Raw genomic sequence first — 14,878 nt, 5'->3', positions numbered from 1 at the left:
GATTTCGTTCAATAATCCAAGGCTTCGAAAATTTTTTAACGCTTTTTTGATACATATGCTGTTGAAAAAGAGCAAAACCGTGTAAAAATTACGACTTGCTTCTTATCCAATATTGAAGTTAATTATCAAGTACCTCTTATTAGTATTTTCATTTCAACATTTCTTTCTTTAGTTCCGGATAATATTCAGCCAACTTGGAATTCTTTGTAAGGTCCCAAATTGAAGTATCCAACTCTCTCAACGCCAAAATAGTAGTGATCCACCCTTGTGTCCATCCGGTCTCAATAGCCCATGCTCCCCAACCGTGGTCAGCATTTGACCCCCAGTGTTCAAATCTTTCATAATCAAAAGCCCGCATCCACCCTCCATCGAGTTCGGGATGATTATCGGACCGTACCTGAATACGGCATAAAAACGCTGCTAATTTGTCAACTGCATTTTCGATCTCCGGATCTTTTGTAGCATAAGCCGCTTCATGCAATCCGAGGAAAGCAAAATTGGTGGTGTACAGCAGGTCACTAACAGGATCCCCATTCCTGGCAATCAATGAGGCCTCTGTTGTTCCATAAGCTTCATTGGATTGGGGTGGGGGGTATTTCCCCATTTCTAGTTTGCCTAATTCTTCCCGTATGGCTCCACATTCATCTTGTAACTCTAAAAAATCTTTTGTCACACGCAAGAGTAATTCTTTATTTTCCCTGGAGTCATCCACACGTACCAGCCAAGAAAGAGGTAGAATCATCCGGGCTCGTTCCTGGGCCAAACCATTGGTCCATACCCATCCATCAGGGTAGTGTTCCATCATAAGATGAATTCCTTCCTTCGCTTTGTCCAAAAATATTTTATCACCGGTTTTATCATATGCCCATAAGTAACACGCCCATAAATAGGCTTCGAAGTGTGGGGAAAGATTTAATATTTCCCGATCCTGATAATATCGCCATCCATTTTCTTCAAAATTTGCCAAATCAATTCTACTTCCTCTAAAGCCATTTTGTCCCGTTGTCCGTATAAGGGCTACTAGCGATTTCATCAAAATTCTATCCCATTGTTCCGCACCTGTCAATGCTGAACTCGTCAATGCACCTAATAAAAAACGAGCGTTATCATCCCCATAACTGGCTTTGAACCAAGCCTGATTACTAATTCCCCAGGGAATCAATCCATAGGCACCGTGTCTGGGGTCACCGTATTCTTTTTTTGTTGCTATCGATTCCAATAAGTAAAAGTCCAATAAATTTTCAGAAATAGATAGATATTCTGCTTTATCAAATAATGCACCCGCTGTTGCAAAAGCCATAGCCGTTTCACTTATACAATCACCCCGTTTAATAATCCCAATAGGTTGGCTACCATTTTCATCTATTTCAGAAAATATACACTCGAAGGCGCCTTCTGAACCGTCGCCATAAGGAATGGAAGCATCCCATGCCATTCGTTGATCTCCTTTATCTAACATTTTCTGCAATTTATCTTCATACCCGCCGGGAACAAGCATTTTGGCTTCTTTATACCATTGAATTCCTCTCCCAATGCTTAGTTTTTGAAAATCCTGAGGCAGGTCTTCGTTTTTTGAAAATGTAGTGCTTACCGTGGGCGTCCACTCCAACTCCCCAATAGATGTTTGAGGTGAAACATATTCAATAATACTTTTCCAAATATGGGCCCATTGCTTTTGAGGTGCAAATCTTCCTGAAATAAATTGACTTAAATTGGTAGTAGATATCAATACAGGATGATCTTCCCATGAAAACAACAAGGAAGTGGTTTTGGCCGGAAGTCCAAATATAGCCGAGTCAAAACCAGCAACTTTTGCAGCCACCAAATGACCACCATCTGCATTATTTGAAATAAAATGCAATCCATTTAAACCTAAAATCTGCAGGCTATCCACTTCTGTGCCAAAAAATCCTGACCTTACTACAGCTCGCTCTGCTTGAGCCTCGTAAGTGTCACCCATTTCCACCCCCGGAACAAAGTCGGGGTATTCGATAAAGGCGCGAAGCTTTTTACTAACCACGGTTTGGTAAAATTTATCCGTCAAAGAGACCTTATCTTCAGGATATGAAGCTGATAAAACAAGCAGGCCCTCACCTTCTATCGCACTTTCCAGCGCTTCTTGCGGAGAAGAATACAACCGAATTTCCAATTCATTTTGCTTATTTAAAACACTTACTAAATCATTTTCCACAGAACCTGACACATGCAAAACACTTGCGGTTTCACAAGAACTTAGCCCCAGTAAAGGGACCAAACTCAATAATAGATAAATATAAAATTGCTTCATATGTTTTGTATTCATTTTTAAAGGAATTATATATCAAATCTTTAACTAACTGTAACACTACTTCATATCCCCAAGTAAAGACCACTGTCGATACTACTACATAAAGTTTATAAACATATTCAAGAAATAATCCGACACCCTCTGGTGTCGATATTCATTCCTGATGATCTTGGCTAACATACTCCAATCCTTCCGGGATTGCTTGTGATGCCCATAATGTATATTCCAAAGACCCCAGCGGGGTGGTCACAATACATTAGTTTACATCGTCATACTTTCAAAAGACCCGGCTAGGGTCGGATTATTTGTCCCTTTCAAACTCTAATCCTTTTCTGAAACCTACTCTACTCTTTGGCATCAAGGCTCCAGGTGTCTTTCCAACGCCTTCTTCAAAACCGCCGGGTAAGTTAACGCATTCCAATCCTTCCGGGATTGCTTGTGAAGCCTATAATGTATATTGCAAAGACCCCAGCGGGGTGGTCACAATACATTAGTTTACATCGTCATACTTTCAAAAGACCCGGCTAGGGTCGGATTATTTGTCCCTTTCAAACTCTAATCCTTTTCTGAAACCCACTCCACTCTTTGGCATCAAGGCTCCAGGTGTCTTTCCAACGCCCTCTTCAAAACCGCCGGGTAAGTATCACCCGTTGATGTTCCCTTACCCTTCATGGATGCTCCAAAGGTGAGTGAATCTCCAAAACAAATAATACGTATCCCTCGGATTAATTGCCCATATTCCAATAAATTCTTAAAGATAAAAGATACCAGCAACTGATTCCCCTTTTTTGTCAAATGGACACCATCAGCAGAATCATTATTATGCTCGTTACGGATAATATCGTCTTTGTTATGTTCAGGGATACCATTACCTCTGAAATAACTAAAAACATCAATAAAATGACAACCATATTCACTGCTCATTTTTTCTAACATATTACGGGCAGCCTCTAACTTTTCGTCAGGAGGAGTGATAAACTTTCCGCGATCATGCCGTTGAAATAGATATACACTATCCACAGGGGGAGGACTCATCAATACCAACTCAACATTACTTTTCTTAAGCTTTTCAATTATTTGTATAATATTTTTTCTGTACTCAACAAATGAAAGCATTTTTCGGGAATTCAACAGATCATTTGTACCCACCATCAAAAGGACCAAATCGGGTTGTTCGGAGATCACATCCCGGTCCAGACGACCCAACAAATCCACCGTTGTATTACCACCGATCCCTTTGTTCAGAACCTGAACACCTATTTGCGCCTGTCCTGTGATCCAGAATACCGACAAAACCATAGAAAGAATAAATTTTGTTATCAACTTTAATCTATTCAAGCGAATTCGGCGAATAAATATTTCTGCCATTATTTTTGCTAATTGGCAATGCCCAAGGCATCGCATTCCGGAAATCAATGCCAGAAATGAATTACTTACATTATTCATGCTCTGGGTGAAACCCAGGGCTATGATATTTCGCTCCTTCAGAGCTTCCATTTTTTTCATCGAACCCAGCTTACTCATATCATTCAGGCCAATGCGTCTCCAGCCCTTGTGTCTTAATCCATTCCTGAAAGTCAGCTAATAAGTTTTCTTTTTCCCGGACAGCCCTGGGAATTACATTTTTTTTATTGGCGTAAGCGATCAACATTCCCACTGCTTCACCAATGCTCCATTCTACAGGGTGAAGCCGGTAACAACCATTAGTGATATGGGTAGTACCAATATTTTTATTCGCCGGTAGCAAATTATTTACCCGCTGCGGTAATAACGAACCCAAAGGAATTTGAAAAGGCAAAGAGCCAAAATCTATATAATTATCACCTCGATTGCTTGGATGCAAATCGATATGGTAGTAGCCAGTCCCTACGCTGTCATAGAATTCAGCCGCTTTTTTCCCTTTTTCCTGTCCAGCCACCATTTTCCGATTTTCAGCTCCAACATGTTCTTCCAACACCCTAAATTCTGCTTTTATCCGTCTAGATTCACGAATGTACGGATACAAAGCCATTCCATCTTCAGTTCCCATCACATCCCCTCTCAGTCTCAAACCCGGCCAACCATATCCCCCATCAGGTCTGGGTGCTTCGGTCTGAAGCCAATAAAACAAGGATAGATTTAATTGCCGGGCATCCTCTACCGTCTTATTGAATTCCTTTTTTGTTACATCGATTAAATTTCCTTCGAAAAAGTCATTCTGGGGCCAGTTAACAATTGTAATATCACCATCATATGTTCCCGGAAGAAAATTATTTTTATTGATCATTCTCCGGTATAACCACAGATTTAATTTATCTCCGGTCTTTTTCCCTTCCGGGTGAAAACCGAGGTCTTTGGGTTTTGTATTCCGCGGGTTGGAATAATTTAATTCCAATATCTTGCCCGCCCAGGGAGGATTCATATCAGGAACGTAATTATTCCAGAAATCATAATACAATGGTTTATTTATCGTATTATCTACCCCAGGTTGATAGTCCATTGCAAAACACAACGTAAAGGCTTGGTGATTTTGAGGATCCGCCTTTTCAGGAGCATGCAATTCACCGGTTTCATTCCGGGATTCAGTTCCCGTGACATATTCTGTATTGGTCAACGGCAATACATCACCCAACTCCGTAGCATCTACAAAATATGGCGCACTAATCCAGACCGATCCACCCTCTTTGGTATCCAAAAATTCCAGGGCTTTCACTTCATCTCCTTCCGTGTCACCGGCGTGTACTTTATAATTTGTCAATACCTTCAGTTTCCCTGCACTGATATATGGATTCAGCATTTCCCGTAAAACCGCTTCGGATACACGAGGTTCGTGACAGATCCTTGATACGGATCCATCTCCGGGATTGAGTCGTTCTTTCTTTCGAGCTTCTAGGGTCATGGGATAATTCCTCCTGTAATAGTCCCGAACCCGGGTTCTGTAATCCCGGTACGATTGTGGCGCCCCATGTGTTTCTATCCAGCTATGTTCATCCGGGGGTACTCCTTGCTGAGCAATTTGCCCACCGATCCATTGGGTTTCTTCAGTAAGGATTACATGAAGACCGTTTCGACATGCTGCCAATGCTGTAGCTACACCCCCCAGGCCCCCTCCTGCTATGACTACGTCCGCAGATAATTCATCTTCCGACCGAATTCTTTTCTTATTTTGAATGGAAGAAGCCGATCTTGATCTACCTATTAAGGAAGGCGTAGCCAAAGCTCCTCCGGATGCTGGCAAAAGGGAAAGAAAATTTCTTCGTTTCATATTATATCATATTGATGCGAAAATAAACACTCCCAACACTAGATAGATATTTTTCCGAATATAAATTCAATTCCTTGCTAATTATTATATCATTTATGTACAGACCGATGAAAATTTAAATTCCAAATTTAGTATCCCGGATTTTGCACCAAATTAGGGTTGAGAACAAGTTCCAAATTAGGTAACGGATCTAAATAATTTTTACTCTGATCAAAGGGTAAACCGTCTTCTGCCGGGGTATCCTTATAAGGAAAAATATATCCATCGTCACTAACTGGAATATTCTCTAGCGGAGGATTAAAACTTTTTCCTTCAAATTGTGAAAATTTTGCCCCATAAGATGGTCGAGTAATTAAATGATCTGCAGACCATCTCATTAAATCATCAAATCGAAAACCTTCACACGCAAGTTCTACCCTCCTTTCTCGTCTAACTTCATTTAACAGGGGGGACAAACCAGGGAAATTCCAATTCGGGTCAGAAAATCCAACTGATAAATTCAAAGATGGCATTCCCACTCTTCGTCTCAATAAGTTAATAGATAGATCCAAGTCAGATTGGGTTAAGGATCCCAGTTCAGCTTTAGCCTCAGCATAATTTAGCAAAACCTCACCATATCTGAATGTAATACTGGCTACATCACTACCTCCCGAATGTTGGCTATCATCTGGATTAACACCTTTAAATAGGTGATAACCAGTGATATTTACCGTTCCCCCGGGTTGTGTAATATCTGGTAAGGTAAATTTAACAATGGTATCCCCATTCATAATTTTCCTGGGATCCCCTGGAACGAAAATGGTCTGTTCCAATCTCGGATCACGATTTTGAATTAAACTCATTACGGAATCATCCCCTTTGTACAAAGAGCTTAGAGAAATAGGCATGCCATCATTACACAAATAAGAATCCACTAAGGATTTTGATACTCCACAATCTCCTCCCTCAAGAGCAAGTATGGCTGTAGCATTGTGTGTCAAACCTTCACTTCGATCAAATTTCTTCCAAAAAATCACAGAATTGTTGCCACTCAAGTCAGATTGATTAAATAAATTCCAGTAATTTCTGGATTCTTTGTCACCTTCACTTATCGAAAAATTACCACTATCCATTATTCTTTGGCTTGCATCAGCCGACATTTCAAAATATTTGTCATAATCAGCGTTTTCTACACCAAATTCAGTCCCTTGATGGTATTTTTCCCATGTTCCTTCATATAATGCCACTCTGGATTTGAATGCCAAAGCTACATCCTGATACAATCTTTGGGGGGCTGATCTTCCAAATTCGGGTAAATAATCAATTGCTTTATCCAAATCATTTAAAATAGAGTCAGCAACAATATTTCTAGGTAATCGCTCCGCATACAATTGAGCTGAATCATTAGTGGCCAATGGCTCATTGTACCAGGGAAGGTCTCCAAATCTTTTTAACATATTAAAATAAAAATAAGCCCGAAAGAAATACATTTCCCCTACGTACTGTTTTGTTATGTTCCAGGATTCTTCGGTAGACGAATAATTATTTAAAAAATAATTTACACCTCTGATACTTCCCCAACTCCATCCTCCTCCGCTTTGCGGAACCGTAATGGATCCGGACAATCTAGCATTATAGTTATAATCATTAGGGATCATATTATCTGATGAATAATCTGCAAAAAATGGCCCTGTGAAATATCCCCCTACCGCAGCACCCGGTAGACTGGGGTAAAATTGATTACAATAGAGCTCCATCTCATTTTGCGAAAATCGAATCTCTTGATCCGTAATGGAATCTTGTGGAGGTCGATTCAGGTATTCTTCACAGGATACACCTAGCACACAAGCAAAAATCACATATATATATATAGTTTTCATTATATTTTATTTAAACGTATTATAAACCGATATTCAACCCAAAGGAATAACTCTTCAATAAGGGATAGATTTTTCCTGATCCCCAACCACCTCCGATTGCTTCCGGGTCGAAATTTTCATTAACTTCAGAGATCGTGATCACATTTTCACCACTTAAAAACATCCTAACACTTCTCATTTTAAGTACATTGAGTATGGGATTGGGAAGATTATATCCTATTTGAATGTTTTTCAACCTCAAATACGCAGCATTTTGTAAATAACGCGTCTGAACCTGCTGGTTTTTAGATATTTCTCTTGTAGAATAGGGCTTTGGCCAATAAGAATCCGTATTCTCTGGTGTCCAATAATCCAACGTTGATTTCCATACGGCGGATCCATACCCTCCTAACCAACCCCAAAAATTAGTGCCAGACAGCCAAACATCTCTTTTGGCAACACCTTGCCAAAACATATCTAAATATAATCCTTTCCAATCTCCTCCCAAAGTAATTCCAAACGGAAACTTAGGCGTCGAATTTCCAATCAATTTTAAATCTCCATGATCATCCAGCGTATTACTTCCATAATCAAGGGTTCCATCACCATTTAAATCTCTGTATTCAATATCTCCTAAGCCCCAATCCTTATAGAATGGTGAAGTTCCTTCAGTAAGACTTATCATCCATTCAACTTGCTCTTGTGAATTTATTATTCCCACCGTTTCATATCCCCAATATTCACCGATTTCACCACCTTCGTAATAAGAGTTTAATAATTTATTTGGGTTGTTTGAAATTTTGGTTATAACTGAAGAATAATTAGATAATACTATCCCAATATTATAATTGAAGTCAGAACCTATATTATCTCGCCATTTTGCAGATAATTCAAACCCTTTGGTTTCCAGGTCAGCATTATTTTCTAAAGGGACTCCTGCACCTAGAACTGCAGGTAAAGATGTTGGAGAACTTAACATATCAGACGTTGTCCGTTTATACCAGGTAAATGATGCATCCAATTTGTTTTTCATTAATGAGACATCTACACCAAAATCCAAACTGGTTACTTTTTCCCATGTAAGGTTAGCAGACACCAATCCCGGAACCCCTAAATAATTGGGACGTGTATTGTTGATTAAATAGCTAAGATTAGACCCAATGCCAATAGTTGATAAATACAAATAATTCCTTACATCCTGGTTCCCCAATGCTCCATACGATCCACGGAATTTCAAATTATCAATTAAAGCAATATCCCAAAATTGCTCTTTAGCGATATTATACCCTACTGATACTGACGGGAATATTCCAAAACGATCCCCTTCCGGAAATTTGGAGGTACCATCGTATCGAGCATTAAGCTCCAATAAATATATTTCATTATAATTGTAATTAAATCGGCCAAAAGTACCCATAGTAGCATATTCAGATACGCCATCAGAAGAAAATTGATCACCTGTTGCAACCCCCATCGCAGGAATTTCGTCAGTAATTAAATCATACCGGGTACCATTTAACTGGGAAAAAGTAAATAATTCCAATTGCTGTCCCACTAAAATTTTAAAATAATGGTTACCTAATTCCTTTTCATAAGATGTAAACGCATTCAAACTATTATATGAATTTGAATGATATTGTTTACTTATTGCATTTCGAGAATGCCCAATACTATATTTTGAACCATCAATACCATATGCATATACAAATGCATCGTGATTACTATAGTAATTATTGGCTCCATTCCATGTATAATCGATATTGACTTTCCAATCTTTTGTTATGTCAATCTCAGTAGCTCCAGAAAGCCATAAGTTTCTTTCATTGCTTATACTTCGTCCTCCTTCAGCGGGATAAGTCAAAGCAGAAATATGGCTCAACACACCGTCTGGGTTTCGGACAGGCCATGTAGGACGACGGGTACCTGCTAAATGAAACCAGTTTCCTTGTAAATCGGCATACGGAAAAGGCGTATCTTTTTTACCGCTACTAAATTTAGTACGTAGTTCAAAACTCAACCAATCTGTAGCCTGGGTGCGAACCGTACTATTAAAATTAAACCTCTGGTAAAGGTCATCCCCATATCTTAGTTGGCCTCCCTGGTTTAAAAAGCCAGACGAAAGGTAATATGTAGTATTGTCACTGCCACCTCTTGCACTTAAGTTATAAGTCTGATTCAAAGAATACGGTTTTAAGTATACACTATACCAATCGTTATTCGCATTGGCATTTTGATAATCCCATCTATTAGGATCATTCTGGTCTGGCTGTGTAACGGGAATACTGCCTGGATCATTTATATATTGTTCAATCCTCGATAATGCATCTTCACTATATAATGGTGCCAATCCACTATTTTCGGACGCATAATTATTGGCAATAGCATATTCCATAGAATTAGCCATTTGAGGTATTGTTGTATAGGTATTGGCAGCAACATTAGAAGAAAAATTTAATTGAATTTTTTCATTCTTCTCTCCTCTCTTTGTCGTAACCATTATCACTCCATAAGCAGCACGAGCCCCATAAATAGCAGATGACGCAGCATCTTTGAGAACAGAAATAGATTCCACATCGTTCGGATTTATATTTTGTAGATTGTCCATGGGTACACCATCCACTATGTATAATGGCTCACCACCATTAATACTGGTAAACCCCCTTACATTATATGTTGCTGGCGTCCCAGGTCCGCCTGGATCACCTGTCACACTAATATTAAGATTCCCTATTGTACCTTGTAAAGCCTGCCCTATGTTTGTCACAGGCCGATCTACTAATACTTTTCCACTTATTTGGTCTACTGATCCTGTCAAATTTACTTTCTTCTGAGAACCATACCCTACAACCACTACCTCATCAAGTGTTTGTGAATCCTCAAGTAACGTAATTTCAATACTCGTTTCCCCATTCAATTTGATCTTTTGCGTCTTATATCCAATATAAGAAACGGTCAACATTGCATTTTCAGAAATATCTTCTAATTGAAATCTTCCTTCAAAATCAGTAGAAGTTCCTTGGTTTGTACCTTCAACAAGGACATTAACTCCTATCAATGGCTCTCCATTTATATCTCTTACTATTCCAGATAAATCTAAAATAGGCAGCACTCTTATATGCTTATATTTTTTGGTTAGTAATTGCGATTTTGGTTGATTTAATAAGCCTATTGGTGTCAACTTTTCTAATGGTTTGCGAACAAGGATAATTTGACGGTCAATTATTGTGAATTTTATCGCTAATTGACTAAAAAGTTCATGTAAAATCACCTCAATCTTTTCTTCCTTCGCATAGACACTGACTTTCTTTTCTAAATCAATATCTTCCCGACTATAAAAGAACCGGTATTCCGAATTGGATTCTATGGTTTCAATTACCTCAAGCACAGTAGCAGATTTTAAGTTTAGTGAGATTGCACTCTCCTGGCTAAAACTTGTTTCCGCGTGTAGTTGAAATATGACTCCAATGATAAGGATCAGTGAGAGTTTCATTTTTAGACCGAGTTTTTGAACCGGACCAGGCTTGAAATCAAGCCATTCCCTGAATTTTTTCATAACTTTGAATAGATTTTTGTTAATAACTATGACATAAATCGAATTTCAACCGGGATCCTGCTCCACACGGGATTCCGGTTTTTACTTTCCTTCCTACCCCATATATTTATAGGAAAGACTTTACCCCTTTTATATTCTATTATTTTTCTAGGTATACCTTAGTGCACCAGGTGACTAGGTAGTTCCTAATTTTCCTGTTGCTTTCATTTCTTACTTTTTAATTGTGATTTTATCTCCATTTTTTTCATATTTAAATGACGTATGAGCTCTAAATACTTTGAGAATTTGATCCAGTGTTTCATTCCTGAAAGTTCCGGTAAATCTGCGTCCGTTGATTTCCCCAAATTGATTATCAATTTCCACATCAAAATGCCGCTCCAGCTTTTTGAGGATAAGGTCAAAGCGATCATCCGTAAAAAGCAGTTTACCTTCAACCCAGGCTGTATACTTTGCTATGTCTGCTTCCTCTATACCAATACTACCCTTTTCAAAAATTGCTCGTTGCCCGGGTATTAATTTCATTGACTCCCCATTGTCGTCGTTCCCTGAATTGTATACCCCCACACTACCCTCTACAAGTACAGTATATGTATTTTGATCATTTTCATAGCTGGACACATTGAATTTGGTTCCGAAAACCCGGGTGTCCATTTCTCCCGTTCGAACCGTAAAAGGACGGGACTTATCCCGGGATACCGTAAAGTATGCTTCACCATCCAGGTAGACATCCCTTGGCGTATTTTTCAGGAACTGAACAGGATAACGAAGACGGGAACCTGAATTCAAATATATGTGGCTCCCATCCGACAAAACCAATTCAAATTTTTTCCCATACGGTACCGCCAATATATTATATACCAATTCATGTCCAGTTTCCTTTTCACTAGACTCATATACCAGTTTGTGATAGTCCTGGGTAACAACTTTTTTACCTCCATCTGTCGAGATCACCCTGGAAACACTCTCATCAAGCGGGACTATCGAACCATCCTGAAGCTCTAAAGTAATTCCGGATGTAATTTCCATTGGTACAACTGATTCCATTTTGAAAATATCCGTCTTCAAAATACCATAAGCCAACACACACACCCCAATAAATACAGCCGCAGCCCTGATTAAAATATTCTGGCTAAAAATGTGCTTACTTTTTCCCTTCTTCCTTTCCGAAATGTTTTGCCACATAGCATTATAGTCACCCTCTGACAATTTTTCTACCTTCATCTCTTCAGAAAGTAGAATAACTGTTCTTCGGGCCTCATCTATAACCTCTCCCTTTTCAGGATGCAACTTCAGCCAGTTAGTCCAGAATTTCTGAGTTTCAGAATCCGATTCCAATACCCATTGCTGAAAATATTCATCGAGGACAAAATCATCTTTCTTATAGTCGTTATAGTTTGTCATTTATATGGTCTACCAGGTTGTATATAGTAATAGAGAGGCTATTTCCATTTTTACTCGGTAAAAAATGAATTTTTTTTATTTTTTTCTGCCACCAAGGTTTACCTACCTTTGGTAGGCACTAATACAGTGAAATGCACGAAATGCTTTTGGAGGAATCTGGTGCCCACCAGAGTTCGGCAGGCTTTTCTGCTTTCGTGGCAGATACTTCTTTCGCCACTAATGCACAAACGCGCTAAATAGCACGAAAGATTTTATATCATCCCACTTTTAACGTACATTAAAGAGGAAAACTTTTATTACAAATACTCTTACCAATGAACAAAAGGACTTACGAACCTATTCCCGATCATTTAGAAGCAATTGGAAAAAAATAGTGCATGCCGCATTCCTGGTTCATAGCACACTTGGTCCGAGATTACAGGAAAGGGTATACGAAACCTGCTTTTACCATGAATTGTCAAGAATGGGATTACAAGCCCTCCGTCAAATTGATATCCCTATAGTTTATGATGATATAATATTCAATAAGGCCTCTGGTTGGATGTCCTGGTAGAAAATGAAGTCATTTGTGAATTAAAAGCAGTCGATACACTAAATCCCGTTTGGAGTGCCCAAATTAGTAAGCCAGCTCAAACTCACCGACAATCGACTATGATATTTAATTAATTTCAATGTAGTAAATACCGGGAAGGGAATTAAACGCTTTGTTAATTGAAAATCGGCACAGTTTTACCACCAACATACTATTACACGAGTTTGATCGAATTTTATTTTCGTGGGATTTCCTGTTTTCCTGCTTCCGTGGCAGCTATCTTTTTGCCACCAAAGTTCTATTCCACAAAACCGCACAAAATCCTTTTGGTCAACTTTAGTGCTTTGGTATTTTCGTGGCAGATACTTTTCCGCCACTAAGACGCGAAACTCTTTGTTTATCAAGTTGTTGAATCCCAGACTTAACGACTTGACAGACTTCATGAAAAGAGACTCCAAAGTTATTCATGATAAAAAATTGATGCCTATTTGGAAAAACCACAAAAAGAGCCGCAAGACTGACAAGAATCAATTACTCTGTTCCCATAAATAAACAAATAAGGATTATATTCATCTAGATTTTTTAAAACTATTAAAATATGGACAAGTTACAACCATTCCATCTTGCCATTCCGGTAAAAGAACTTACTGAAACGAGAACATTTTATACCCAAACTCTGAATTGTAGAGAAGGAAGGTCTACCGATAAATGGGTAGATCTAGATCTGTATGGCCATCAATTGGTTCTGCATATTGTAGACCAAAATGATGACACCACAATAAAAAAAAATAATCCTGTTGATGGGCATAATGTACCGGTACCTCACTTCGGGGTCGTATTGACTATGAAGGATTGGAAGGACCTCGCAAAACGATTAACTAACTTAAATATTGAATTTATTATTGACCCATATATTCGATTTAAGGGAGAAATTGGAGAGCAAGCGACTCTTTTTTTTAAAGATCCCTCGGGAAACGCCCTGGAGTTTAAAGCCTTTAAAAATATGGATCAATTATTTGCTAAATAAAAGACATAATTAGAAAATCTATGTTTTCAATACACTCAATAAAAACAATATCGCCAACATCCCACCCATCACTTGTTTCAACCGCTCAAGTGTTCGGGCCATTAAATTGTAACTAGCCTTTTTATCAATTTCCATAATACCGGCAATATCATCATAACTCAACCTGGCGTAGAATTTGAGGTAAACAATCTCTTTTTGCCTAGCGTTTAAACTGGCCATGGCATTGCTTAATTCATTATATTCTTTATCCAACTGCTCCCTTTCAATAAGATTTTGTTCGGAAGAAGGTGTATGAACCCTTAGAAATAGGGCATTATTATCACCAATAAGTTCCACTTTTCTTTCCTTCTTTGAATTGGAAAAAACTTTTCTTCTCAATGAAATAAATAGGTATGCTTTGATAGACTTGACCTCACCCAATCGCTCACGGGATTCCCACATTCCTGTAAACAAATCCTGTATAGCATCCATCACTCGTTCCCGGTTATTCACCAACTTCATTCCATAACTATATAGATGATCGGCGTAATCACTGTAAATTCTAGCAAATGCATCTTCATGCCCTGCCAGGAATTTTATCCAGAGTTTATCCTCTGACCATGCCGAGCTATCTTCGTTTTCTTTTCGTTCTTTTGCCGAAAAGGAACTGTGTAATGCATATTCGTATGTTAATTCGGAAGACAAAACAAGCGCCTATTACTATATAATAATTAATCAGAACCAGCAATCGCGCTCAATTTAAAATAAAAATTAGAAAAAACGTAACGGAAAATTAATATTGGATTCTAACTGGAGGTAATAAAAGAATATTCTGCTTCACAATGCAGAGTAGATCTCTATGAAACATGATCTAAAATTACCATATATTTACTTAATATCAATTAAAGAAATCATTTTCGCTTGTATTAAGACCGGGGCCAACGCTTTCTGCCCATTGACAGAAAGGACGTTGGATTTATCCGGTCTCCCATTAAAGACCAATGGGACTCGGTGTTG

10 protein-coding genes are annotated in these 14,878 nt (G+C 38.6%); 3 read left to right on the top strand and 7 right to left on the bottom strand.

Going from position 1 to position 14,878, the window contains the following annotated elements:
• Positions 1-148: 148 nt before the first annotated feature.
• The 6 genes from LVD47_RS03525 to LVD47_RS03500 form a co-directional block, all read right to left on the bottom strand.
• Positions 149-2,302 (bottom strand): hypothetical protein, encoded by a 2,154-nt coding sequence (locus LVD47_RS03525; RefSeq protein ID WP_236974159.1) that lies wholly within the window; start codon positions 2,300-2,302, stop codon positions 149-151.
• Positions 2,303-2,878: 576 nt separating this feature from the next.
• The gene (locus tag LVD47_RS03520; protein WP_236974158.1) at positions 2,879-3,793 is read right to left on the bottom strand and encodes an SGNH/GDSL hydrolase family protein; all 915 of its coding nucleotides are present in this window, start codon (positions 3,791-3,793) and stop codon (positions 2,879-2,881) included.
• 19 nt (positions 3,794-3,812) lie between these two features.
• Positions 3,813-5,531 (bottom strand): FAD-dependent oxidoreductase, encoded by a 1,719-nt coding sequence (locus tag LVD47_RS03515; RefSeq protein ID WP_236974157.1) that lies wholly within the window; start codon positions 5,529-5,531, stop codon positions 3,813-3,815.
• Between the two features lie 128 nt (positions 5,532-5,659).
• On the bottom strand, positions 5,660-7,390 hold the full coding sequence (locus LVD47_RS03510) for a RagB/SusD family nutrient uptake outer membrane protein (RefSeq protein ID WP_236974156.1): 1,731 nt from the start codon (positions 7,388-7,390) through the stop codon (positions 5,660-5,662).
• A gap of 19 nt (positions 7,391-7,409) precedes the next feature.
• On the bottom strand, positions 7,410-10,922 hold the full coding sequence (locus tag LVD47_RS03505) for a TonB-dependent receptor (RefSeq protein ID WP_236974155.1): 3,513 nt from the start codon (positions 10,920-10,922) through the stop codon (positions 7,410-7,412).
• A 210-nt stretch (positions 10,923-11,132) separates the two neighbouring features.
• Entirely contained in the window at positions 11,133-12,323 is a 1,191-nt protein-coding gene (locus tag LVD47_RS03500) for a FecR family protein (RefSeq protein ID WP_236974154.1), read from the bottom strand.
• A gap of 373 nt (positions 12,324-12,696) precedes the next feature.
• Here LVD47_RS03500 and LVD47_RS24000 point away from each other — a divergent pair, with 373 nt between their 5' ends.
• From LVD47_RS24000 to LVD47_RS03495, 3 genes are all read left to right on the top strand, one after another.
• Positions 12,697-12,876 (top strand): GxxExxY protein, encoded by a 180-nt coding sequence (locus LVD47_RS24000; RefSeq protein ID WP_369427738.1) that lies wholly within the window; start codon positions 12,697-12,699, stop codon positions 12,874-12,876.
• Positions 12,861-12,989: a GxxExxY protein gene (locus LVD47_RS23995; protein ID WP_369427737.1), complete on the top strand. Its 129-nt coding sequence runs from the start codon at positions 12,861-12,863 to the stop codon at positions 12,987-12,989. Before LVD47_RS24000 ends, LVD47_RS23995 begins: the two co-directional genes overlap by 16 nt.
• A 464-nt stretch (positions 12,990-13,453) precedes the next feature.
• Entirely contained in the window at positions 13,454-13,882 is a 429-nt protein-coding gene (locus LVD47_RS03495; protein WP_236974153.1) for a VOC family protein, read from the top strand.
• Positions 13,883-13,900: 18 nt separating this feature from the next.
• Here the strand turns inward: LVD47_RS03495 and LVD47_RS03490 are convergent, their stop codons facing one another.
• Positions 13,901-14,566: an RNA polymerase sigma factor gene (locus LVD47_RS03490; RefSeq protein WP_236974152.1), complete on the bottom strand. Its 666-nt coding sequence runs from the start codon at positions 14,564-14,566 to the stop codon at positions 13,901-13,903.
• Positions 14,567-14,878 lie beyond the last annotated feature (312 nt).

This window comes from Membranihabitans maritimus, assembly GCF_021729145.1.
Lineage (GTDB): Bacteria > Bacteroidota > Bacteroidia > Chitinophagales > Saprospiraceae > Membranihabitans > Membranihabitans maritimus.
Note: the sequence above shows the minus strand (reverse complement) of the source record. Positions and strands in the feature narration are given on the sequence as shown.